Here is a 22367-nt window from a genome sequence, read left to right as displayed (position 1 = left end):
GAAGAAATTTTTTTCAAAAACAGGCTCAATCGTAAAAAAATTCGCTTTTAAATGTCCGATAAAAGCGAGAGCGCAATAACATGCATCTGAACATGGTAATCGCAATTCCTTTTGTTTTTTGTTATAATAGGAAAAAATTCAAAAAAGGATAAGATATGAAACTGATTTCATGGAATATTGATTCACTTAATGCCGCTTTAACCAGTGATTCTGCCCGAGCCCTTCTTTCGCGTGCTGTCATGGATACCCTAGCAGCTGAAAAGGCAGAAATCATTGCTATCCAGGAAACAAAATTGTCTGCTAAAGGACCAACAAAAAAACATTTGGATATCCTAAAAAGCTATTTTCCAGATTATCAAATCGCCTGGCGTTCTTCTGTTGAACCAGCCAGAAAGGGCTACGCCGGAACCATGTTTCTCTATCAGGCGCAGCTGCAGCCGGCCGTTACTTTCCCAGAAATTGGAGCGCCAAGCACGATGGATGCCGAGGGACGGATTATCACCTTGGAGTTCGAAAATTTCTTTGTCACCCAAGTTTATACTCCCAATGCCGGAGATGGGCTTAAGCGTCTGGCTGATAGGCAGCTCTGGGATTGTAAATATGCCGATTACCTGACTGCTCTGGATCGGGAAAAACCAGTTCTGGCGACCGGCGACTACAATGTGGCTCACAAAGAAATTGACTTGGCTCATCCAAGCTCCAATCGCCGCTCACCGGGTTTTACTGATGAAGAACGCCAAGGATTTACCAATCTGCTGAATAAAGGATTTACAGATACCTTTCGCTATCTGCACGGCGATATTCCAAATGTCTATTCTTGGTGGGCGCAGCGTAGTCCTACCAGTAAAATCAATAATTCCGGATGGAGAATTGATTATTGGCTGACTTCTGAGCGTATTGCTGACAAAGTTACCAGTTCCGAAATGATTGATTCCGGCAGCCGGCAGGATCACACACCGATTGTTTTGACAATTGATTTATAACAGGTTTATATAATGAAGCATTGATCTTAAAATAAACTGCTCACTTTCAATGAGGTAATGATACAGATTTCCAGCCCCTTACTCTCCCTTTTCTAGGTTCGACCTAAAATCATCCACTGGATGATTTCACTGCGCAGCTCTCAGCCCGTGTTCAATTAACAAGATACAAAGCCCGTGAAAAACGCAAAAGGAAAATAGGGGACTGACTGACGAATCTCCAGATTCAAGGTCAGGCCATCTTTTTCCCGCAGCGTTTAGGGCGTGTTCAATTCAACAAGATACAAAGCCCGTGAAAAACGCAAAAGGAAAATAGGGGACTGACTGACGAATCTCCAGATTCAAGGTCAGGCCATCTTTTTCCCGCAGCGTTTAGGGCGTGTTCAATTCCAACAAGATACAAAGCCCGTGAAAAACGCAAGAGGAAAATGACGGTAAGCTCGAAATCTCTGATTTCGCCAGCGCACCTCTGCCAAGACGACTAGAAGGGTGCGGTCGGCTGTAAAGACGACAAAGCCTTCAGACGGCTACGGCTGACGGTAAGCTCGAAATCTCTGATTTCGCCAGCGCACCTCTGCCAAGACGACTAGAAGGGTGCGGTCGGCTGTAAAGACGACAAAGCCTTCAGACGGCTACGGCTGACGGTAAGTCCGAAATCTCCGATTTCGCCAGCGCACCTCTGCCAAAACGAGCATAAGCACACATCTAATAATCTCAAAAACCCCCGAAAGATTGCTCTTTCGGGGGTTTTGCAAGAAAAGATACCTATAAGCTTCACCGGCTGATCATAAATTTAACGTGCGGTAAGCTGTCCGATAGCCAAGCTGCAGGAGCTCACCGTCTTTAACCAAAATCGGCCGCTTCAGCAGCATACCATCAGCAGCTAAAAGTGCGGCAGCCTCAGTCACAGTCAATCCCTGAATCTTATCCTTTAGACCATGAGCCCGGTAACTCTGGCCGCTGGTGTTAAAAAATGCTTTCAACGGATAATCGGACCTTTTCATCCAAAGGACGATATCCTCAGCCTGAGGCGGACTTTTCTTGATATCAACAGCTTCAAAGGTCAGACCCAGTTCTTTCAGCTCAGTCTTAGCTTTGCGGCAAGTTGAACATTTAGGATACTCATAAAATACCAGCATTTTGCCTCCTTTACTGCCTGCTGCCTTTATTTATTTGCAAGAACAGTCTGTCTTCTTTTACCCCCTCATGTTCCAGTAACCAATATTTTCTGTCCAGTCCGCCGGCATAACCTGTCAGCTGTCCCCGACTGCCTAATACACGGTGGCAGGGAATAAAAATGCTGATTGGGTTTTTCCTCACTGCACCGCCGACCGCCTGAGCTGACCGACAGCGAAGCTCTTCGGCAATCTCTCCATAGGTTACTGTTTGGCCAAAAGGAATATGTGTGAGAAGGGTCCACACTCTTTGCTGGAAAACTGTCCCTTGAGGAGACAGAAAGTCTGGAAGCGGAAGCGGCACTCCGGCAAAATAAGCCTCCAGCCAGTCCTCTGTAGCTGACAGGACGGTATTCTCCTGCTCTGTAAAATCTATTTTTTCAAAACCTGAGAGTTCGTATTTTTGACCTACAAACCAGGTGCCTAAAAGGACATCATCAGCAGCTGCTAATAATATATCCCCTAAAGGAGAATGATAGAGTTGTTTAAAAAGCATTATCCCTCCTTCTATTAAGATACAAAGGGCGTGTAAAGAGCAAAGCAAAAATGGCGGTAAGCCAGAAATCTATGATTTCGTAGGCGCACCCCTGCCAGAACGACTAGAAAGGTGCGGTCGGCTGTTAAGACGACAAAGCTTTCAGACGTTTACGGCTGACGGTAACTAGATAACGATACAGATTTACAGCCCCCTCACTCTCCCTTTTCTGGGTTCGGGCTGAAATCATCCACTGGATGATTTCACTGCACAGCTCTTAGCCCGTGTTCAATTAACAAGATACAAAGGCCGTTAAAAATCCGTATGAAAATGACGGTAAGTCCGAAATCTCTGATTTCGCAGACGCACCTCTGCCAGGACGACTAGAAGGGTGCGGCAGGCTGTAAGACTGCAAAGCCTTCAGACGGCTACGGCTTTTCTAACCAATTGCTATTACTAAGCATAGTGTATACCATCTTTTTCACTAGGATTTTAGGCCGTATCCAGTTCATAAGCCGTTTCAGAATCTTCCTGCAGGGAGAGCGCTTCTATTTATTTCCCTTAATCAAGCGGACACGGATAATATTATCACTGGCTTCAAAAGCATCCACCAAGGTTTTGATTTTGGTATGATCTGTTTCATCCAAGTCAAGGATGGTATAGGCATAATCACCCTTTGAACGGTTGAGGATATTGGCAATATTGATATTGACCTCTGAAACAGCGGTTGAAATTTTGGCCACAATATTTGGGACATTGCGGTTAATCAGCGTAATACGGTAAGGTGCCGTCAGGGCTTGGTGCATATTGGGGAAGTTGACAGAATGCGTGATTTCCCCGGTTTCCATAAACTGACGGATTTCCTGACTGGCCATAATGGCACAGTTGAGCTCTGCTTCTGCTGTCGAACCGCCGACATGAGGGAATACCGTAATCTTATCTTTATTAAGCAATTCTTCTGTGCCGAAATCGGTGATATAGCGCTTGACAACACCGGTTTCGATAGCTTCAAAGAGCGCCGTGTTATCAACCAGATCTGCACGGGCAAAGTTGATAATGGTCGTCCCTTTTTGCATCAGTGCAAAAGCTGAAGCATTAAAGGTATTTTTAGTGTCATCGGTCAAAGGAACATGGACAGTGATGTAGTCACAGTTGGCAAAAATCTCCTTGATATCGCGGACACGTCTGACATGGTGAGAAATATTCCAGGCCGCTTCAATTGAGACATAGGGGTCATAGCCATAGACAGTCATGCCGATACGGCGGGCATCATTAGCAATGCGAGAACCAATAGCGCCGAGGCCGATAACACCCAGCTTTTTACCGCGAACCTCTGTTCCGGCAAACTGCTTTTTCCCAGCTTCTATCTGCTTAGGCACATCATCTCCTTTTAGAGTATTAGCCCAAGCCGCTGCAGAAATATAGTCACGCGCCGACATGAGAATAGCTGCTATAACTGCTTCTTTGACAGCATTAGCATTAGCTCCGGGGGTATTAAAAACAACAATTCCGGCTTCTGTCGCCTTATCAATAGGTATATTATTGGTTCCGGCTCCTGCACGGGCGATGGCCTTCAGATTTTCCGGAAAGCTGACATCATGTAAATTCTGACTGCGGATGATATAGGCATCCGGATTGTCAGAGCGATCGCCGTCAATTTGAAAATCGTTGCCCAGTTCCTTTAAGCCCAGCTGATTAATATTGTTAAATGTTTTGACACTAAATACCATTTTCTCCACACAAAGGCTGAAAAATCAGCCTCCCTTTTCTATTTTTTTAACTGACAGCAGCTGCATTTGATTAAGAAGCAGGTCAGTTTCCTTCAGGAGATTACCTAGCCCGCTGCAGCTTTTACTGTCATAAAACCTTATCATCATGTTATTTATAAAAAAGCAGGGAAGTCAGTCAGTCCTCCTACATCTGCCGACTGCTGGCCGCATTTAGACTAAACCGTGATAGTCTGCTTCATCAACTTCTTGGTAGAAAGCTTTTTCGGCTTTTGTTTTGATTTTTTGATAAGCCAGACGTTCACCATCAATCGGCAGCTTGCCGCAGTATACATAACCAAGTTTCTCAAGAATATGCCGCATAGTGGCATTTTTCTCATCTGTATCACAGCGAAAATCATGTCCGTCCGTTCCTTCGATCAGACCTTGCAGGAAAGTCTGACCGATTTTTTGCCCCCTTGCCTCCGCCAAAACAGCAATACGATGAAAGGTGATATAACGGTGATTATTATGCTGCCACTGCCCATCATAAATCTTGTCGTAAGCAGGATCTCCGTCTGTAATTACCGCTCCGTAGGCTACAATATGCCCATCCACAATACCGACATAGCCCCGGCCTTGTAAGATATCTTCAACAATATCTTCCTGAGCCGGATAACCACTGTCTCCCTGCCATTGTTTACTGCCAGATTCTGCCAATACTTGTCTGGCACTGTCAATAACCGCCATAATCTGATTGGTCTCATTGGGAAAAGCTTGTCTAATATCCATAATCCTGCCTTTTCTTTGCTTTTACTGCACAACTGAATTAACTGTTTTCGGCTTCAAACTGCTTCATAAAGTCAATTAAATCCAGTACCCCTTGACGCGGGAAAGCGTTGTAAAGACTGGCACGCATGCCGCCAACACTGCGGTGCCCTTTGATGTTTTTAAAACCAAGCGGTGTTGCTTGAGCAACAAATTTAGCATCTAATTCCTTACTTGGCGTAACAAAAGGAACATTAGCCACCGAACGCTCGGCAGCGGCCTTAACAGGACTGGTATAGAAATCAGACTGGTCGATAAAATCATAAAGGAGACCTGATTTCTCCCGATTGATCTCTTCCATCTTATCAACCCCGCCCTGTTTTTTAACCCATTCAAAAACAAGTTTAGCAATATAAATACTGTAAGCCGGCGGTGTATTGTAGAGAGAGCCGGCTTCTGCCAGAATACGGTAATCCAGCATAGAAGAAAGCGCTGGGTCATCATTCAGGAAATCTTCGCGAATAATAACAACAGTCACGCCAGCCGGACCGATATTTTTTTGTGCGCCGGCATAAATAACTGCGAAATCTTCGACATGATAGCGCACAGCCAAAATATTAGAGGACATATCAGCTACAAGCGGGACACCGTTGGTATCCGGCAGGTGGTAAACAGCTGTCCCTTCAATCGTATTATTGGTGGTCAGATGAACATAAGCAGCGTCCGGATCAATCGCCGATGCCTCAAAAGCAGGGATATGGTCATAAACACTTTCTTCCGAAGAAGCTAATAAAATCGGGTCGAAAGGAATCGTTTTAGACAGTTTAACAGCCTCTGTGTAGGCCTTTTTCCCCCAAGAACCGGCAACATGATAATAAGCTTTACGGCCTTTGGCAAGGTTTAAAGGAAGCATACTGAACTGGGTTGAAGCTCCGCCTTGCAGGAATAAGACCTTATAGTTATCGGGAATCGCCATTAAATCGCGCAGCAGCTGCTCAGCATCTTTGATAATGTTATCGAATTCTTTGGAGCGGTGAGACAGTTCTAAAACACTCATACCGCTTCCTTGGTAATCAAGCATTTCTCTTTGAGCTTGCTCAAGCACGGGCTTAGGCAGCACTGCAGGACCTGCAGAAAAATTATAAATCGCCATCAAAACACCTCCGTATAATATTACAAATTATAGCACAATTTTTCAGAGTTTATCAAGTATCCAAATATCAGCGGACAAAAAATCATGCTATAATAAGGTAAAGATTCAAATGAAGCCGTATGAAAAAATTGGAAAGCCAATTCATTCCACCTTTTAATAGGCTTTGTATCTTGTTGGAATTGAACACGCCCTAAACGCTGCGGGAAAAAGATGGCCTGACCTTGAATCTGGAGATTCGTCAGTCAGTCCCCTATTTTCCTTTTGCGTTTTTCACGGGCTTTGTATCTTGTTGGAATTGAACACGCCCTAAGAGCTGTGCAAAAAAGATAGACTGTCCTAGAGCTTTGTGGCTCTTCGTCCAGTCTTCTATTTTTGCTTTGCTCTTTTAACGGGCTTTGTATCTTGTGATGGGAGTGGTGTTATGATTTTTAAAGAGTTTTGTGCGGAGAATATGACTGAGCTGCCGGCATTAAACAGTCAAAAAGTGACACGGGTTGAGCTTTGTGATAATCTGACGGTCGGAGGAACGACTCCATCTTATGGTGTCATTAAAGAAGCTGCCAAACTCCTCCATGAAAAAAATATCAGTCTGGCTACGTTGATTCGGCCTAGGGGCGGATCTTTTGTTTACAATGATTTTGAGCTCAAAATTATGGAAGAAGACATCTTGCAGGCTGTTGCCTTAGAGAGTGACAGTTTAGTTCTGGGTCTGCTGACGAAAGAAAATGAGGTGGATACTGCTGCCATTGACCAGCTCCTTCCCGCAGCGCAAGGGCTGCCTTTGGTTTTTCATATGGCCTTTGACCATATCCCAAGAAACAAACAAAAAGAAGCCTTAGACCGGCTGGTTGACTTAGGCTTTGTCCGTATATTGCTACACGGCTCTGTGCAGAAAAATGATATTTTAGAAAACACCAGCTGGATTAAAGAACTTTGTTCTTATGCAGACGGCAGAATCGAGATAATGCCGGGCGGCGGTGTCAGGGCTGATAATTATCAGGAAATCTGCCGCCTGACAGGCTGCCAAGCAGTTCATGGAACTCAGATTATTTGAGACAGCCATAAACAAGCTGCACAAAAGCGGAAGCTGTTCTGACTGACGAAAGGTTGCAGGCCAAGTCAATATATTGTTCAGCCCCTTTACATCAAGTGCAAAGGGGCTGAAAGAATACTAAAAGTTGAGAACAAAAAATGTCTTGCACCGGCGTTCTGCAATCACTGCGGGCGCTTTTTTGCAGCCAGCAAACTAATCTTTTAGTTGATGATAGAGGCTGTAAACGTCCTGTCTATTTAAACCGTTAAGTTTTGCGGCTTTTTTTATGGCTGCATTTGGCGCCAGCCCATCAGCTATAAAGCCATGGATAAGGGCCAATAATTCTTTTTCCGTCAAAGCCGGAGCCTTCTTTTTCTGCTCACAGCCCGCAACAATCAAAAGGCATTCTCCCTTAGGGGGATTTTCCTCAATGTGACTTAATACTTGCGAAAGCCTCCCGCGCTGATATTCTTCATGCAGCTTTGTTAATTCGCGGGCGAGAACAATTTCCCGGTCTCCGTAAACAGCCAGAATCGTTTTCAGGGTTGCTGCCAGCCGGTAAGGTGATTCATAAAAAATCTGCGTTTCAGGATAGTTTTTCTTTTCCTCCAAAAATGACCTTTGCTGACCGGCTTTTCTGGGTAAAAAACCGTAAAAAATATGGGGCTGAGGCCTTATACCGCTGGCAATCAGGGCGGTGATCCCGGCAGAAGCGCCGGGAAGCGCCACAACCGGGATATCCTGAGCAAGGGCTGCCTGCACAAGATCATGTCCAGGATCCGATATGGAAGGCATACCAGCATCTGAGACTTGGGCCAAGGACTTACCAGAAATCAGTAAAGATAGTAAAGCAGGAATCTTTTCAGCAGCATTATGCTCATGAAAACTGATTTGCTTGGTTTTAACAGCTAAATGCTTCAGCAGTATACCTGTGTTGCGTGTATCTTCCGCACAGATATAGTCAACTGTTTTCAGCGTTTCAGCAGCGCGCAGGGTTATGTCCTGTAAATTGCCGATGGGTGTTGGAACTAAGTACAGGGTTCCGCTAGAAGTCTGGTTTTTAAAGCTTTTCTGTATCTGCATCAGCCCTACTCTCTATACAGCAATTCCATGCAAAAAACACAGCCTTCATCATTTTCACGGCGCTGACCGTAAAAAGAATTGCAAACATGAAAGCCATCCTGATAGATACTCTCCAAATGATCTTTCCCCTGGTGGGGAGCTTTAGCTTCAGTCTCAGGCTCCAATTGATGCAAACGCTCACGCAGCTTGGTGTTTTCTAAACGCAGCCCTGTATTTTCTTTGACCAGCTCTTGGACCTGTTTTTTCATGGCTTCAACTTCAGCCAAGGTTACCATTAAATTTTGAGAAAAGTCATCAAAAGCATCAAATAACTTTTTTTTATCCACCAATTCTAACCTCCTCAACTGCATAGGTCAGCAGCGTTTCCTGCTCTGTCAGACGGACTTGCAGGGTTTCCGAAAACAAATCAATCCCTGCGACAATACCTGAGCCATTTTGCGTTTCAACAACTGTTCCCAAATCAGGAAATTTCGCCTTGCTGGTCTGGTAGAAGTCGTCTTCAAAACTCAGACAGCACAGCAGCCGGCCGCAAAGCCCCGTCATTTTACCCGAGCTAAGCGACAAACCTTGATTTTTAGCCATCTTGATAGAGACAGGCGGAAACTCTCCCAAAAAGCTGGAACAGCACAGTGCCCGGCCGCAGGGGCCAAGGCCGCCGTAAATTTTTGCCTCCTGCCGGCTGTTGATCTGCCGCAGCTCCACACGTGTCTTAAAAAGAGCAGCCAAATCTTTAAGAAGCTGGCGAAAATCAACACGCCCTTCCGCAGAGAAAGTGATTAAAACATAGCTTTTCTCCAAAGGAAAAACAATATCCAGCAGTTTCATGGGCAAATGGTGAGAAGCAATCAGTTCTTTTACCTTTGCCTGAGAGCGCTGCGCCAGTTTCAGATTTTCGCGGTGGGTCTCAAAATCTTTTTGATCAGCCCTATGCCAAACCCAATCCATATCTGCAGGAAGCTTAGCCGGACTGGTCGTAACATCAGGCTGAACGACTTGAGCCAGACGGCTCCCTTTTTTATTTTTAATAACTAAAAAATCGTCTTTTTGATAAGAGCTGTCTGACTGCACATACCTTAAATCATCTTTTTCTCCGTATTTAATTCCAATTACTCTTGTCATGAAATCACCATATATTCCAATGCATTTTGAAAACTGACATTACTTTGCCACATCAAACGGGCCTGTAAAAGGAGCTGCAGGAGCCGCCGATTTTGTTTTTCTTTTATTTCTTCTGCTAAAAGTATTGTCAGCAGCTGAAAAATCAGAGCCTGCTCGTTTTTTTCTGTAGCATACTGAACCAGTCTGGCCGTTTCTAAATAAGCTAAATCTTGATTTTTCTGAAGACTGGCTGCAAAGCGCCGGCAGGCTTGCTCAAGCTCAAGATTTTTCTTATTGCCCAGCAGTTCGTCCAACTCTTCCGGACTGTGAGCCAGCTGTGCAAAGAGTCTGGCCTGATTCTTTAAAAGTCCGGCCTGTTCAGCCTGCTTCTGCAAGTGAGCTTCATTTTTAGGAAATTGAAAAACCTGTGTACGGCTCTTGATAGTCGGCAAAACTTTACTCTCATCAGCTGTCAGCAAAATCATATAGGCCGAACTCTGCGGCTCTTCGATAAACTTCAGCAGACTGTTAGCCGCATTAATATGCAGTTTTTCACATTCTTTAATGATAAATACCTGCGCTTTCCCTTCAAAACCTGACCGTGAAAAATTCCGCAGCAGTTCTTTCACTGTGTCCGTTTTGATAATCTGACCGCTCGGTTCGATAACCCTCACATCCGCAAACTCTCCTGCTTCAATTAAGCGGCATGACCGGCAGTTCCCGCAGGGAAGACCATTCTGTAAACACTCACAAAAACGGCTTTTGGCAAGGAAAAGAGCCATAGGAAAACTGGCAAAAGTCCCTGAAAAGAGGTAGGCATGATTCAAACGTTCCGCCTGCAAAATCTGCTTAAACTCTGCAAAGAGCTTAGGCTGTAATTGCTCTAAATCCATAATGACCTGCTTTTACTGATTTGTTTCATGATTGCCTCCAGAGCATTTTCAGTAACTGCTTCTGCACTAAGAGAAGCATCAAGTGTGGTAATCCTGTCCGGCTCAGCCTGAGCCAGTTCAAGATAACCTTGGCGGACCCGCTGATGCATATCCAGTGTTTCCAAATCCAGACGGTTGACTTCCCTGTCCTTATTTTTCTGAATACGGCTTAAGCCTATTTCAGACGGTAAATCAAAATACAGCGTCAAATCCGGTCTGCGGTTATCCGTAGCAAAGGCATTCAGCTGACTGATGACTGCTTTATCAAGCCCCCTTCCGGCTCCCTGATAAGCTACAGAACTATCAATAAAACGATCGATCAGCACAACTTTCCCTTGATTTACAGCCGGCAGTACTTTTTCGATATAGTGCTGCCGTCTGGCAGCCATATAGAGAAGCAACTCTGTTTTGGCATCCATATTGGCGTGGCTGACATCCAGAATAACTTCTCTGATACGCTCAGCAATCAGTACACCGCCAGGTTCGCGGGTAACGATACAATCTGCTTTAAGCTTTTTTTTAAGCCGGGGCAAAAGTTTTTCTAAGACTGTTGTTTTGCCAGCACCGTCCGGTCCCTCAAAAGAAATAATAAACCCTTTAGACATACAGTTCCTTACTTTACTCCCTCCTTACCGGTTAAGTAAAAAATCAATCTCCGGCAGTTCATGCCAACATTCGTTTCTTCTTTCAGCCGTTTTTAAATTTAACGGCCCGCATTTGATACTTTTATTTTAGCAAATTTTCACCAAAAAAGACACCGGCAATCATCTGCTGGTGTCCTTCTCTTCTATTTTAAAGATTTGGCAGCTGTCTTTTCAATTGATTCTACCTCAATTCCCTGTTTAAGCAATTTATCTTTTAAATCGTCAATAGCGACTCGGCCGTCAATCTGCACTTCAATAACTGTCTTGCCGGACTGGCGGCTGGCAATAACGGTATGCTTAATATTGAGATTTTCATTTGTAATGGTGTCGACAACTTTGGCCAGCACTCCGATACTGTCATCCGCTAAAACAACAGCGCGGACTCCTTCCTCGCCATAGCCGGAAACTTCTAGGAAAGCCCTAAAGACGTCCTTATCTGTTATCACCCCGTAAATTTGACCGTTATCAACAACCGGGAGAATACCGACACGGTGCTTCATCATAATATAAATAGCATCTTCCAGTCTGGCATACTGCGAAACCGTCACAACATCTTTTATCATGATATCACGAATCTTCGTCTTATTAAGCAGATAGTTCATTTCATAAATTGAAAGACTGGACGCTTTTGACGGACTGGCCTCTGCCATCGTCCCTGCTGTTACTAAACCAACCAAGCGGTCATCTTCAATGACCGGGAGCCGTCTTAAGTCCTGTTCCCTCATAATATCAGCTGCAGCTGCCACTGTCGTATCCGGAGAAACATAGACAACCTTTTTGGTCATAAAATCTTTTACTGGCATAAAATCCCTCCTCACTGCTTTACTTTTATTATAACAAAAAGTCAAAGAAGCCGTAAACTGAGGCCTGCAGGTCAGATGCACTGTCTTTATTTTTTACAATGTCAGTGATAACCTATGACAACAGTCTGTTTTCCTCCAGCCATTTATCTATACTGTAATTGTTGGATAGAACACGCCCCCGCTTAGCAGAAGAACCGAGCAGGATAGTCATAACAGCCTGTGACTGTGCATAGGTCGATCCCCCGGAAGTTGCAAAAGAAGCCAGTGTCTTACCGCTATTCTGCAGATGAAGCTGCTCCAGAACGGTATCAATAATCCTTGGCGGGCGGCCCCACCAAATCGGATGGCCGATAAGAATGCAATCATAACGACTGACATCAGGCAATACTCCCTGATAGGCCGGTCGGCTCTGTTCATCTTCCTGCTCACGGTTGCAGCGGCTGGCAGGATTATTCCAATTCAAATCAGCAGCCCCATATGGCACTTCCTCTTTGATTTCATAAAGATCCGCTTGAAGCTTTTGGGCAATCACCTGCGCCCTTTCGCGCGTATGCCCGGTTTTTGAAAAATACATAACTAAAGTTGACATCATATCCCCCTCCATAAACAAGATACAAAGCCCGTTAAAAGAGCAAAGCAAAAATAGAAGACTGGACGAAGAGCCACAAAGCTCTAGGACAGTCTATCTTTTTTGCACAGCTCTTAGGGCGTGTTCAATTCCAACAAGATACAAAGCCCGTGAAAAACGCAAAAGGAAAATAGGGGACTGACTGACGAATCGCCAGATTCTAAGTCAGGACATCTTTTTCCCACAGCGTTTAGGCCGTGTTCACTTTACAAGGCACAAAAGAATCGGCTATTAGCGGTTAGGCTGCACCTATCTACTCCCTTTCAAATCTGACGGTGGAGGACTGCTCTAAAGCATCGGCCAGCCCTTTACTGTCTGTCATACGTCCCAGATCTGTATAAGAATAATTTGAAGAGAAATCTTTATAAAAGAGGACAAGACCGTCACCTGACCATAGTTTAAGATCTCCTGCATGAATTTGTCCCGCCTGCTGATTATTAGCAGTGAATTGCTCCCCTAAAGAGGCATAGACCTCATTACCGTTGACATGTTCCATCTCTACTGTCAAAGGCAGCAGATCTTGAAATTCCTCAGCTGCCTGACTGTCATTTAGTACGATTTCGAATGTTTGATTATCAATCCTTGCCTTTATCACAGTTTCTTCCTTATCCTTTTCAGGTTGACTTGTTTCCTGAGAATCAGAAAAGCTCCTGTCAGAAGTCGTCTGACTACCTGCATCATCTGACTGAGACTGCCCACTTTCAGCTGCTGAACAGCCGGCCAGCAGAAAACAGGTTATTAAAATTATTATTTTTTCCATTTTATTGCCTCTTATAAGCCTGAACAGCCTGTTTAAACCGTCTCAGACTATCTTCCGCTACCGCTCTGGAGAGGTATCTCCTAGAGAAAAACAGTATCGCCCAGATCAGTCTGACTTTCAAAGGTGTTCGCCATCTTTAAAAACTGAATTCTTTATGTCGGTTTCTCTCTGCTGAAATAAAGCTCGTTCACCTATCAGTAAAGCTTGGTTGATTTCTTTCATGCTTTTCTTTCCTTCTGCATCTGTACTTATACTTTATCATGCATCTTTTAATATAGCAAATACTCATATCAAATATTAAACATAGAAAAAAAGCATGAAAAAGAAAATTAAAGCCGTTTTTTTAAATCTGAATGGTATAATAGAGCTGGTATATAATGACTAGGTATAGGAGGCTGTATGGATATTCGTGTTCTTAATTATTTTGTGACTATTGTACAGACAAAGAGCATCTCAAATGCTGCGCAAGCGCTGCATGTCACCCAGCCGACCCTATCGCGCCAGATTAAGGAACTTGAAGAAGAACTCAATACAGTCCTTTTTCACCGAGGGAGCCGTGAGATTCAGCTGACCGACGACGGACAGTATCTCTATAATCGAGCGATTGAAATTTTGAGTTTGGTGGATAAGACCGCAAGCAGCATCCGCGGATCGGAAAATTTAGCTGGTGATATTTATATCGGAGCTGCTGAAACACAGTCCTTAGATATAGTGGCTCGTGCTGTCAAAAAATTGACAGTCAGCTATCCTAATATCAAGGTGCATGTCCGCAGCGGCAATGCAGACGATATTCTTGAACAGCTCAACCGAGGGGTCTATGATTTAGCCATTACTATTGGACCTTACGATATTAAAAAGTACAATCACTTATCACTACCCAATCATGACCGCTGGGGAGTCTTAGTTCCTAAAAACCATCCCTTAACCAAATGTGACAAGCCGAGTCTCGCAGATGCACTGGCTTATCCGCTCATTGTCTCTGCTCAGACAACTATTGATGAGTCGCTTCTTGCAGGACTTGGTGACTACCGAATCGTTGCCACCTACAATTTGCTCTACAACGCTTCTATTCTGGTTAAAGAGGGAGTTGGTATCGCCTTGGCGCTTGATGGCATTATTGAAACAGATTTTAAAGACAGTAAGCTGGACTTTGTTCCTTTTGCCGAAGACAACCTTGACTCGCTGCAAATCCTTTGGAAAAAACAAAGCAGCCAGTCAGGATTGGCCAAAAAATTTTTAGAACTGGTAAGAGAGGAATTAAAGCAGTAGCCCTTTCTTTAAGTCTAAATCAGAGCTTTGACCTGACTGTCTCTCAGCTGCAAACCATTCAGGAGCGAGACAAAAAAGTCTGAAAAACAATTGTCCTTACTTTAGATAGAACGGTGGTTATTTTAAAGCTTTGTATGAATTAATCAGAGCAGAGCGTCTTCCTTTTTACCGGGAATTTCTCTCTTTCACTCCAGCAAATGAAGCTGGGACTTTGTCCCAGCTTCATTTTTTTATTATTTCTTAATCACTTACAACAAGCATCGACTTGATAGTCTTACGGTCAGCCATATCCTGATAAGCCTGGTTGACATCTGCTAATGGGTAAGTGTCAGTGAAAACACGCCCTGGATTAATATCCCCATCAAGAACAGCTTTCAGCAGGACTTGCTTGTCATATGTTGTCACCGATGCCGAACCGCCGCCAACTATGATGTTTTGAGCAAAAGTCGACCCCAGAGGATGGTTGCTGTAATGCGGCACACCCACAAAGCCTACTCGGCCGCCATTGTGCAGCACCCCCAGTGCTTGATCCATAGCAGCCTCTGTCCCGACACATTCAAGGGCAGCATCTGCTCCGCCGCCTAAAATCTCGCGTACTTTAGCAATTCCTTCTTCTCCGCGTTCAGCAACTATTCCTGTCGCTCCTGAAGCCAAAGCCATCTGCTGGCGGTCCTCATGGCGGCTCATCAGAATAATTTGTGAAGCACCAAGCATTTTGGCCGCTATTACCGCACATTGTCCGACAGCACCGTCTCCGATAACAACAACCTTATCTCCGCGTTTAACATCTGCTACCCGTGCTGCATGGTAGCCTGTCGGCATAACATCTGCTAAAGTCAAAAGGGATTTAATCATACCTTCTGAATAATCTGACGGTTGGCCGGGAACCTTAACAAGAGCCCAGTTACCATAGTGGAAGCGAATATACTCTGACTGGTAGCCGCCGCCCCAATTAGTAGCCCCTTTGTGATTATCACAAGTACCATCAAATCCGGCACGGCAGGCATCACACTCCCCGCAGCCGTGAGTAAAAGGAACAATTACAAAGTCACCCGGCTGAACCGTATTAATAGCGGGACCCGTCTCTTCGACAATGCCAAGCGCTTCATGCCCGCTGTTATCTGAATGAGCCGGCTTGTTATCACCGTGCGAGTAAGACCACAAATCAGACCCGCAGACACAGGCACGGACAATTTTGATAATCACATCATCATCTGCCTGAAGTGTCGGTTTAGCGACATCTTCAACAACCATTGAGCCAGCGTGTTCAAAAATAGCAGTTTTCATAATACATACCGAGAACATCGAGGAAAGCTGCCCCTCCTGCTCAGATTTTTCCGTCTAAGTTCAGTGAAGATGAAATCATCTGTTAAGGCATTTCCGGACGTTCAATCCTTTCATTAAAAATAAGTGCCAGATGGCCTTTGGACTATTAACTCTTTATCTAAAGACCACATTTTTCTTATAATTTTATTTTACAGCCTTTTCCGTCTAAGAGCAAATGCTTATTTGAAATAAGTCTTATGCTTCTTAACTATAGGTTCTATTCTTTCTAAATATAGCAAAGCCCATTACCGGATCGATCTGGGCAGGACAATAGCAAAAGCTGTTAATAAAACCGCCCACATCATCGCCTGCGGCCAAACAGTCAAGGTCAGAACAAGTCCTGTAATTTTTATCACGACATCAAGCCAGCCGGCCCGATCAAGGATATTAAATCCCTCTTCTTCTACCGCTTGCCGGTCCAAGTGTCCTAATTCAAAGAACATCCAGACATTGCAGGCTGTCACTGCCAAAACAACCAGACCATAGACAGCCTGAGCGACAGAACTATTAAAATTCCCCGCCACCAAATCAGTCGTGTAAGGGAAAAAGCTGGCGCAGAAAAGCAAAACGACTGAATTCCACACTAAGCGGGAATTGATTCCGCTGATATTATCCCATGTTCGGTGAAGATTAACCCACATTGTCCCCAGCCAGAAGAAAGAAATAGTGTAGGCAAAAAAGTTAGTCCGCAAGTCCCACAAGGCAGACCAGGTCATTTGCTGGGGTCGATCCAGATCCAGCACTAAAACCGTCATAATGATAGCTAACATGGCATCTGTAAAAGCAACTAAGCGCTCCTTATCCATCAAGTCTGTTGTCTGGCTGATTAACCGAGTTGATCGAGGGGTTACAACAACCAGAGCTGCTGTCAGCACAGACCACATCATGGCTTGCGGCCAGATTGTCAAAGCCAGAATAAAACCGATTAACTTAATGACAATGTCTACCTTCATATAGTTATTATGGGATAAGGCAAAGGCCTGTATTTGGCGGTCATCCAGATTAGCTAATTCCCGATACATCCAAACATTGCTTCCCGTAACCCCAAACACAACCAAACCATAGAAAGCTTGAGCAAAACTGGAATCAGCATTTTTTGAAACCAGAGCCGTGGCATAAGGAAAGAAAGACGAGAAAAAAAGTAAAAGCAGGGACTGCCAGACTAATTTATTGTTAATGGTTTCAACATCGTGCCAGGCACGATGGAGATTAACCCACATGGCACCCAGCCAAAAATAAGAAACGGCATAGGCAAAAAATTCGCTGCGCATGTGCCACAAGGACTGCCAAGTGAGATTGTCGGGATGTCCCAATTCCAAAATCAGCATGGTCATAATAATGGCAAGCATGGCGTCTGTAAAAACTAAGAGCCTGTCTTTTGACATCATCTCTACTTCCTTTCAGTATCTGTTTATTGTTTATTATAGCATACAAGTGAAAAAACGGTGAAGCTGTTTAGAGACAGGCCGGCACAGTAGTTTTCACTGCATCAAGCTTTATGTTAAAAGTTAGAGCGTTTTGCTCGCTCAACAGATTGGCCTCACTTGCAAAATATAGATAATCTGACAAACTAGGCTGAAGCCCCTACTGCTGCCAAAAAAATCACCCGATACCCGATCTTTTTGAAAGATACAGACAAGGGTGATTTCGATTTAAGATAGCAAGCCGTTTAGTATCTTTTTAACAGTTTTTAAAAAGACTTTCCAACAAAACCAGCCAGAAGTTCTACTGTTTCAGCAGCATGGTGATCTGCAAAGACAGTCGTATCAGAGTTAAGGCCAGCGATTTGTGCCATGTCATCCGCCGATAACTCAAAATCAAAGATATCAAAATTTTGACGCACCCGTTCCGGATTAGCGGATTTTGAAAGGCTGACAATCCCGCGCTGCAATTGCCAGCGGAGCATTACCTGAGCAGTTGTTTTACCATATTTATCAGCAATAGCTGTTAAAACAGGATTGGTAAAGACATCGAAACGCCCTTCTGCAAAGGCCCCCCAGCTCTCAACCTGAACACCTTTTGACTGCTGATAGTTTACAGATGCTTCTTTTTGATGGAAGACATGCAGCTCAATCTGATTGACAGCAGGCACTACATCATTAAAAGTAGCTAAATTAGCCAGCTGATCATCTTTGAAATTTGACACACCGATCGCACGAATTTTGCCTTCTTTATACAGTTCTTCTAATGCACGCCAAGCGCCAAAGGTATCACCGACAGGCTGATGCAGCAGATAAAGGTCAAGATAGTCTAAACCAAGCTTGTCAAGAGATTCTTCAAAAGCTTCTTTAGCCCCCTCATAATTAATATGCTGGATAAATGCTTTAGTGGTGATGAAGAGTTCTTCACGCGGAACGCCCGATGCCTTAATAGCCTTGCCGACTGCTTCTTCATTGCCGTAAGCTTCGGCTGTATCAATCAAACGGTAGCCGGTCTTGATAGCTGTTTCAACAACTTCCTGGCAAACATCTTGATCGGGAATCTGGAAGACACCAAAACCAACCATAGGCATTTTAACGCCGTTATTAAGTGTTACTGTGGGTTGAGTCATAAACTTTTCTCCTATTTCTCCATATGATAGTCTTATTATAAACCAAGCCAGAGCAGCTGAAAAATACTTTTTCAGCATGCTAGTATACAGTAGATGTATAGTAAAAAATCTAAAATAAAATCTCAGCTATTTTCGAAAGGCTAAAGTTTTTTACAGACTTTTTTGAGAAACTGACAGTATTGAAGTCGGAGAAAAACACTGACGCCAGCATACTGATGGTTCCCCGACCTCAGACTAAGCTTCCAAAAAATCGATATCTTCTTTTGTTAACTGAACATCCAGTGCCTTTACAGTATCTGTGATGCGGCCGGCTTTAGTTGTCCCGACTAAAACAACATCAACAGGTTTTTTAGACAGTTCCCAAGCAATCAAAACATCTGCCTTAGAACAGTGATGGTGATCAGCTACAGTCTGCAGACGGCGGCTCATTTCTAATTCTGCCTCTGATAAGGTTTGAGTCTTGGAACGTTCGGTCTCTTCTTTGTCAGCACGTGTCAGCCGGCCTCCGGCCAGAACTTTATAAGCAGTCAGAGAGACACCCATATCTTTAAGCATGGGAAAAAGCTCCCGCTCGTCCGCTCTTTCCATAATGTTATGAGTATTTTGCAGAGAGATAAACTTAGTCCAGCCATGCTTTTCGGCAGTGTACTGATATTTGGCAAACTGCCAGGCTTTCATATTTGAAGCACCGATATAGCGCACTTTCCCCATTTTGACTAAGTCATGCAGGGCTTCCATCGTCTCTTCAACAGGCGTATCCAAATCCGGCCGGTGTATGATGTAGAGGTCAATGTAGTCTGTTTTCAGGCGTTTTAACGATTTTTCCACTTCATCGAAAATCACCTTGCGGGACAGGCCCTCCGTATTAGGTTTTTGATTGTAACTTAAGCCGCATTTAGTCGCAATAACAACATCTTGACGGCTGGCATATTTGCTCAAGGCCTTCCCCAGCATCTCCTCGGATTCTCCGTCTGTATAAATATTTGCTGTATCAAAGAAATTAACCCCTTTATCTAAGCATTCTTTGACAATCTTTTCTGCCTCCTCATAGCCGACAGTCCACGGAAAAAGTTTGCCAGGCGTCCCAAAACCCATTGTCCCTAAACAAACTCTGGAAACCAGCAAGCCGCTCCCGCCTAATCTAATGTATTCCATAAAAACTCTCCTTCAATTTAATTTCAAAAAATGCCATCTTATTATGATTGCCGCTGTCGTTTTTCGGGAAGGTTTTATCCCATTCAGCTGTTAACCGTATAAATATAGCACCTAAAGCCTTACTTGCAATATCATGATACGCTTACTAGTATATATTTCCATATAGTTAGTGCTCTGAAGGCATGGCATCTGCTGCCATTTGGTAATCATCATAGTTCGTGGCAATAGCTGTGAAAGGCTCAGCAGACGACCGCACCCGTCTAGTCGTCTTGGCAGAGGTGCGTCTGCGAAATCAGAGATTTCGGACTTACCGTCATTTTTGCTTTGCTCTTTTGACGGGCTTTGTATCTTGATAAAAAAACCAAGGGAAGAATCCTTGGTTTTATACGATGTTCATCCGCCTAAGTAGGCCTTGCGCACTTCATCGGACTCCAAAAGTTCCGGACCGGTGCCGGAAAGGACAATCTTTCCAGTTTCAAGCACATAGCCGCGGTCTGCAATGGCGAGAGCCTTATGCGCATTTTGCTCAATCAAGAGGACTGTTGTTCCTTGTTTTTGAATATCTTGAATGATATCAAAAATTTCCTGAATAATAATCGGTGCCAAGCCCATGGAAGGCTCATCTAACAGAAGAAGTTTCGGCTTGCTCATCAAAGCCCGGCCCATAGCCAGCATTTGCTGCTCACCGCCTGAGAGGGTGGCAGCATCTTGGTTTTTCCTTTCTTCCAAACGCGGAAAACGGTCAAAAACCCGCTGCAGGTTCTTTTGATTTTCATCCCGACTGTTGCTTAAAAACGCCCCCATTTCAAGATTTTCCAGAACAGTCAGACCGGAAAAAACATGGCGCCCTTCCGGAACCTGAGAGAGACCGCTGGCAACAATTTTACGTGTTGCGGCCCGATGGATAGCTTCCCCTTCAAAAACGATACTGCCGCTGCTTGGGCGGACCAAGCCGGAGATCGTTCGCAAAATAGATGTTTTACCGGCGCCGTTAGCTCCGATTAGAGAGACCACCTCTCCTTCATTCACTGTAAATGAAACCTCTTTAACAGCCTGAATAACACCGTAATGGACTGAGAGATTTTCAACTGTTAACATAGCCATTATGCTTCACCTCCCAGATATGCCTCAATCACGCGCTGATCATTTTTAATTTCATCCGGTGTCCCTTGAGCAATTAAGCGGCCGTATTCTAAAACATAAATGCGTTCAGTTACATCCATAACCAAACTCATATCATGCTCAATCAGCATGATAGTAATCTTAAACCGGTCCTTGATTTGACGAATAAGCTGGGTTAGTTCTGCTGTTTCCTGCGGATTCATACCGGCAGCAGGCTCATCCAGAAAGAGAATTTTAGGTTTGGTTGCCAGAGCTCTGACGATTTCTAAGCGCCGCTGCTGACCATAAGGCAGATTTTTAGCCAAGGTCTCAGCCTTGTCCTCTAATCCAAAAATGGAAAGCAAATCGAAAGCCTGATTTTGCAGTTCCTGCTCACTTTTATAAAAATTCGGCAGACGCAGCAGACTGGAAAAAATTGGGAGAGAGGCTTTATTAGCCAGACCAATCAGCACATTGTCAAGGACCGTCATGTCCTTAAACAGCCGAATATTTTGGAAAGTACGCGACAGGCCTAAAGAGGCAATATGATAAGGAAGCTTCCCATTTAAAATGGTGCTGTCAAGACTGATTGTACCCTCACTCGGCTCGTAAACACCAGTCAGGAGGTTAAAGAGAGTCGTTTTACCAGCACCATTAGGACCGATAAGTCCGACAAGTTCCCCTTCATTGAGCTCCATTGTCACATCGCCGACTGCAGTTAAACCGCCGAAGTTCTTTGTTAAATTTTTTATCTCAAGAAGTGCCATTACCGTCTGCCCTCCTTAGTTTTCTTTTTAAATAAGCGTGCAAAACTGAACTCTTTTGTTCCCAGCAAACCTCCCGGGCGGAAAACCATGACCAGAATCAAAGTCAAAGAGTAGATAATCATTCTCACATCTGAGAAATTTTGCAGATACATATTGAGAAAGCCCAGAACAACTGCCGCCACAATCGTACCGGTCATCGAGCCCAGTCCCCCCAGAACCGCGATAATAAGATAATCAATAGATCTCATAATCGTAAAATCTTTAGGAGCAATCGTCCCAATATAGCCGACATACAGAGAACCGGCAATACTTGCTGTCATTGCTGCAATAGCAAAAGTCATCACCTTAACCTTGGTTGTATTTACACCCATGGCTTCAGCGGCAATTTCATCTTCACGAACGGAAATAACCTGACGGCCAAAAGAGCTGCGCAGATAGTTCATAAAGAAAATTAAAATCAGCACAACAAAGATAAAAACCGTTGTCCATTGTGAATAAGGCAGAATACCTGTCAAACCGGCTGCTCCGTTCGTCAGCTCACCGCCGTTGACAATAGCAATCCTGATGATTTCCGATACACCCAGAGTAGCAATGGCTAAGTAGTCGCCTTTGAGCCGCAGTGTAGGAAAACCGACAATAACAGCAACAATTCCTGCCAAAAGCGCACCAACAACCATGGACAGATAATAGCCGGCGTAAGTCGGATTGAAATCTGTTATAATAGCTGTCGCATAGGCTCCGATAGCCATAAAGCCAGCCTGTCCCAAAGAAAACTGCCCGGAAAAACCCAGAACCAGATTGGTTCCCATAGCCATAATCATCGAAATCCCGATTCCCATAAGAATCTGAATATAGTAAACACCTAAAAAGCCCGAATTAATAAGTGCTGCCAGAATGATGTAGACAAGTGCAATCACAGCAATCCAAGCCAGAATAGATTTCAGATTTTTTTTCATTGTC

Annotated in this window: 23 protein-coding genes and 1 pseudogene; 3 read left to right on the top strand and 21 right to left on the bottom strand. The window is 44.2% G+C overall.

What is annotated here, in order from left to right:
• Positions 1-155 precede the first annotated feature (155 nt).
• The gene (locus AB3329_RS05950; RefSeq protein WP_368394847.1) at positions 156-983 is read left to right on the top strand and encodes an exodeoxyribonuclease III; all 828 of its coding nucleotides are present in this window, start codon (positions 156-158) and stop codon (positions 981-983) included.
• A gap of 782 nt (positions 984-1765) precedes the next feature.
• Here AB3329_RS05950 and AB3329_RS05945 read toward each other — a convergent pair.
• The 5 genes from AB3329_RS05945 to serC form a co-directional block, all read right to left on the bottom strand.
• A complete protein-coding gene (locus tag AB3329_RS05945) occupies positions 1766-2119 on the bottom strand; it encodes an arsenate reductase family protein (protein WP_368394846.1) in 354 nt (117 codons plus the stop codon).
• A gap of 10 nt (positions 2120-2129) precedes the next feature.
• The gene (locus tag AB3329_RS05940) at positions 2130-2651 is read right to left on the bottom strand and encodes a methylated-DNA--[protein]-cysteine S-methyltransferase (protein WP_368394845.1); all 522 of its coding nucleotides are present in this window, start codon (positions 2649-2651) and stop codon (positions 2130-2132) included.
• A 527-nt stretch (positions 2652-3178) separates the two neighbouring features.
• Positions 3179-4360: a phosphoglycerate dehydrogenase gene (locus AB3329_RS05935; RefSeq protein ID WP_368394844.1), complete on the bottom strand. Its 1182-nt coding sequence runs from the start codon at positions 4358-4360 to the stop codon at positions 3179-3181.
• A 210-nt stretch (positions 4361-4570) separates the two neighbouring features.
• A complete protein-coding gene (locus AB3329_RS05930) occupies positions 4571-5128 on the bottom strand; it encodes a GNAT family N-acetyltransferase (protein WP_368394843.1) in 558 nt (185 codons plus the stop codon).
• A 37-nt stretch (positions 5129-5165) separates the two neighbouring features.
• Positions 5166-6257 carry a 3-phosphoserine/phosphohydroxythreonine transaminase gene (serC, locus tag AB3329_RS05925; RefSeq protein ID WP_368394842.1) on the bottom strand — a complete coding sequence of 364 codons (1092 nt, stop codon included), beginning with the start codon at positions 6255-6257 and terminating at the stop codon, positions 5166-5168.
• A 421-nt stretch (positions 6258-6678) separates the two neighbouring features.
• On the opposite strand from serC, the gene AB3329_RS05920 reads away from it, so the two are divergent.
• Complete coding sequence (locus AB3329_RS05920; RefSeq protein ID WP_368394841.1) at positions 6679-7311, top strand: copper homeostasis protein CutC; 633 nt, start codon at positions 6679-6681, stop codon at positions 7309-7311.
• Positions 7312-7503: 192 nt separating this feature from the next.
• Here AB3329_RS05920 and rsmI read toward each other — a convergent pair whose 3' ends face one another.
• The 8 genes from rsmI to AB3329_RS05880 form a co-directional block, all read right to left on the bottom strand.
• Positions 7504-8373 (bottom strand): 16S rRNA (cytidine(1402)-2'-O)-methyltransferase, encoded by an 870-nt coding sequence (gene rsmI, locus AB3329_RS05915; RefSeq protein WP_368394840.1) that lies wholly within the window; start codon positions 8371-8373, stop codon positions 7504-7506.
• A gap of 5 nt (positions 8374-8378) precedes the next feature.
• Positions 8379-8699: a DNA replication initiation control protein YabA gene (gene yabA, locus AB3329_RS05910; protein ID WP_067065024.1), complete on the bottom strand. Its 321-nt coding sequence runs from the start codon at positions 8697-8699 to the stop codon at positions 8379-8381.
• Positions 8692-9492 carry a regulatory iron-sulfur-containing complex subunit RicT gene (gene ricT / locus AB3329_RS05905; protein ID WP_368394838.1) on the bottom strand — a complete coding sequence of 267 codons (801 nt, stop codon included), beginning with the start codon at positions 9490-9492 and terminating at the stop codon, positions 8692-8694. The genes yabA and ricT overlap by 8 nt, the downstream gene beginning before the upstream one ends.
• Positions 9489-10364: a DNA polymerase III subunit delta' gene (locus AB3329_RS05900; protein ID WP_368394837.1), complete on the bottom strand. Its 876-nt coding sequence runs from the start codon at positions 10362-10364 to the stop codon at positions 9489-9491. Before AB3329_RS05900 ends, ricT begins: the two co-directional genes overlap by 4 nt.
• Entirely contained in the window at positions 10355-11008 is a 654-nt protein-coding gene (gene tmk, locus AB3329_RS05895) for a dTMP kinase (RefSeq protein ID WP_368394836.1), read from the bottom strand. Before tmk ends, AB3329_RS05900 begins: the two co-directional genes overlap by 10 nt.
• Positions 11009-11190: 182 nt before the next feature.
• Complete coding sequence (locus tag AB3329_RS05890; RefSeq protein ID WP_368394835.1) at positions 11191-11850, bottom strand: CBS domain-containing protein; 660 nt, start codon at positions 11848-11850, stop codon at positions 11191-11193.
• A gap of 112 nt (positions 11851-11962) precedes the next feature.
• Positions 11963-12442: a flavodoxin gene (locus tag AB3329_RS05885; RefSeq protein WP_368394833.1), complete on the bottom strand. Its 480-nt coding sequence runs from the start codon at positions 12440-12442 to the stop codon at positions 11963-11965.
• A gap of 289 nt (positions 12443-12731) precedes the next feature.
• Positions 12732-13238: a cyclophilin-like fold protein gene (locus AB3329_RS05880; RefSeq protein ID WP_368394831.1), complete on the bottom strand. Its 507-nt coding sequence runs from the start codon at positions 13236-13238 to the stop codon at positions 12732-12734.
• 399 nt (positions 13239-13637) lie between these two features.
• On the opposite strand from AB3329_RS05880, the gene AB3329_RS05875 reads away from it, so the two are divergent.
• The gene (locus AB3329_RS05875; RefSeq protein WP_368394830.1) at positions 13638-14507 is read left to right on the top strand and encodes a LysR family transcriptional regulator; all 870 of its coding nucleotides are present in this window, start codon (positions 13638-13640) and stop codon (positions 14505-14507) included.
• A gap of 240 nt (positions 14508-14747) precedes the next feature.
• Here AB3329_RS05875 and AB3329_RS05870 read toward each other — a convergent pair whose 3' ends face one another.
• The 8 genes and pseudogenes from AB3329_RS05870 to AB3329_RS05835 form a co-directional block, all read right to left on the bottom strand.
• Complete coding sequence (locus tag AB3329_RS05870) at positions 14748-15794, bottom strand: zinc-binding dehydrogenase (protein WP_368394829.1); 1047 nt, start codon at positions 15792-15794, stop codon at positions 14748-14750.
• Between the two features lie 284 nt (positions 15795-16078).
• Entirely contained in the window at positions 16079-16639 is a 561-nt protein-coding gene (locus tag AB3329_RS05865) for a TMEM175 family protein (RefSeq protein ID WP_368394856.1), read from the bottom strand.
• Between the two features lie 30 nt (positions 16640-16669).
• A pseudogene (locus tag AB3329_RS05860) lies at positions 16670-17218 on the bottom strand (TMEM175 family protein); the annotation flags it as partial.
• Positions 17219-17523: 305 nt separating this feature from the next.
• Positions 17524-18384 carry an aldo/keto reductase gene (locus AB3329_RS05855; RefSeq protein ID WP_368394828.1) on the bottom strand — a complete coding sequence of 287 codons (861 nt, stop codon included), beginning with the start codon at positions 18382-18384 and terminating at the stop codon, positions 17524-17526.
• Positions 18385-18618: 234 nt separating this feature from the next.
• Positions 18619-19539, bottom strand: coding sequence for an aldo/keto reductase (locus AB3329_RS05850; protein WP_368394826.1), 921 nt, complete (start codon positions 19537-19539; stop codon positions 18619-18621).
• Positions 19540-19932: 393 nt separating this feature from the next.
• Entirely contained in the window at positions 19933-20643 is a 711-nt protein-coding gene (locus tag AB3329_RS05845; RefSeq protein ID WP_368394825.1) for an ABC transporter ATP-binding protein, read from the bottom strand.
• Positions 20643-21407 carry an ABC transporter ATP-binding protein gene (locus tag AB3329_RS05840; protein ID WP_368394824.1) on the bottom strand — a complete coding sequence of 255 codons (765 nt, stop codon included), beginning with the start codon at positions 21405-21407 and terminating at the stop codon, positions 20643-20645. Before AB3329_RS05840 ends, AB3329_RS05845 begins: the two co-directional genes overlap by 1 nt.
• Positions 21407-22363, bottom strand: a complete 957-nt coding sequence (locus AB3329_RS05835; protein ID WP_368394822.1) for a branched-chain amino acid ABC transporter permease — start codon at positions 22361-22363, stop codon at positions 21407-21409. The genes AB3329_RS05840 and AB3329_RS05835 overlap by 1 nt, the downstream gene beginning before the upstream one ends.
• Between the last annotated feature and the right edge of the window lie 4 nt (positions 22364-22367).

The organism is Streptococcus huangxiaojuni (assembly GCF_040930515.1).
In the GTDB taxonomy this organism is placed as follows: domain Bacteria; phylum Bacillota; class Bacilli; order Lactobacillales; family Streptococcaceae; genus Streptococcus; species Streptococcus huangxiaojuni.
Note: the sequence above shows the minus strand (reverse complement) of the source record. Positions and strands in the feature narration are given on the sequence as shown.

Bases quoted from the DNA above. Each gene is read 5' to 3' on its own strand.
- AB3329_RS05950 (WP_368394847.1), top strand. From the start codon at position 156: ATGAAACTGATTTCATGGAATATTGATTCACTTAATGCCGCTTTAACC.
- AB3329_RS05945 (WP_368394846.1), bottom strand. From the start codon at position 2,119: ATGCTGGTATTTTATGAGTATCCTAAATGTTCAACTTGCCGCAAAGCT.
- AB3329_RS05940 (WP_368394845.1), bottom strand. From the start codon at position 2,651: ATGCTTTTTAAACAACTCTATCATTCTCCTTTAGGGGATATATTATTA.
- AB3329_RS05935 (WP_368394844.1), bottom strand. From the start codon at position 4,360: ATGGTATTTAGTGTCAAAACATTTAACAATATTAATCAGCTGGGCTTA.
- AB3329_RS05930 (WP_368394843.1), bottom strand. From the start codon at position 5,128: ATGGATATTAGACAAGCTTTTCCCAATGAGACCAATCAGATTATGGCG.
- serC (WP_368394842.1), bottom strand. From the start codon at position 6,257: ATGGCGATTTATAATTTTTCTGCAGGTCCTGCAGTGCTGCCTAAGCCC.
- AB3329_RS05920 (WP_368394841.1), top strand. From the start codon at position 6,679: ATGATTTTTAAAGAGTTTTGTGCGGAGAATATGACTGAGCTGCCGGCA.
- rsmI (WP_368394840.1), bottom strand. From the start codon at position 8,373: ATGCAGATACAGAAAAGCTTTAAAAACCAGACTTCTAGCGGAACCCTG.
- ricT (WP_368394838.1), bottom strand. From the start codon at position 9,492: ATGACAAGAGTAATTGGAATTAAATACGGAGAAAAAGATGATTTAAGG.
- AB3329_RS05900 (WP_368394837.1), bottom strand. From the start codon at position 10,364: ATGGATTTAGAGCAATTACAGCCTAAGCTCTTTGCAGAGTTTAAGCAG.
- tmk (WP_368394836.1), bottom strand. From the start codon at position 11,008: ATGTCTAAAGGGTTTATTATTTCTTTTGAGGGACCGGACGGTGCTGGC.
- AB3329_RS05890 (WP_368394835.1), bottom strand. From the start codon at position 11,850: ATGCCAGTAAAAGATTTTATGACCAAAAAGGTTGTCTATGTTTCTCCG.
- AB3329_RS05885 (WP_368394833.1), bottom strand. From the start codon at position 12,442: ATGATGTCAACTTTAGTTATGTATTTTTCAAAAACCGGGCATACGCGC.
- AB3329_RS05880 (WP_368394831.1), bottom strand. From the start codon at position 13,238: ATGGAAAAAATAATAATTTTAATAACCTGTTTTCTGCTGGCCGGCTGT.
- AB3329_RS05875 (WP_368394830.1), top strand. From the start codon at position 13,638: ATGGATATTCGTGTTCTTAATTATTTTGTGACTATTGTACAGACAAAG.
- AB3329_RS05870 (WP_368394829.1), bottom strand. From the start codon at position 15,794: ATGAAAACTGCTATTTTTGAACACGCTGGCTCAATGGTTGTTGAAGAT.
- AB3329_RS05865 (WP_368394856.1), bottom strand. From the start codon at position 16,639: ATGGATAAGGAGCGCTTAGTTGCTTTTACAGATGCCATGTTAGCTATC.
- AB3329_RS05855 (WP_368394828.1), bottom strand. From the start codon at position 18,384: ATGACTCAACCCACAGTAACACTTAATAACGGCGTTAAAATGCCTATG.
- AB3329_RS05850 (WP_368394826.1), bottom strand. From the start codon at position 19,539: ATGGAATACATTAGATTAGGCGGGAGCGGCTTGCTGGTTTCCAGAGTT.
- AB3329_RS05845 (WP_368394825.1), bottom strand. From the start codon at position 20,643: ATGGCTATGTTAACAGTTGAAAATCTCTCAGTCCATTACGGTGTTATT.
- AB3329_RS05840 (WP_368394824.1), bottom strand. From the start codon at position 21,407: ATGGCACTTCTTGAGATAAAAAATTTAACAAAGAACTTCGGCGGTTTA.
- AB3329_RS05835 (WP_368394822.1), bottom strand. From the start codon at position 22,363: ATGAAAAAAAATCTGAAATCTATTCTGGCTTGGATTGCTGTGATTGCA.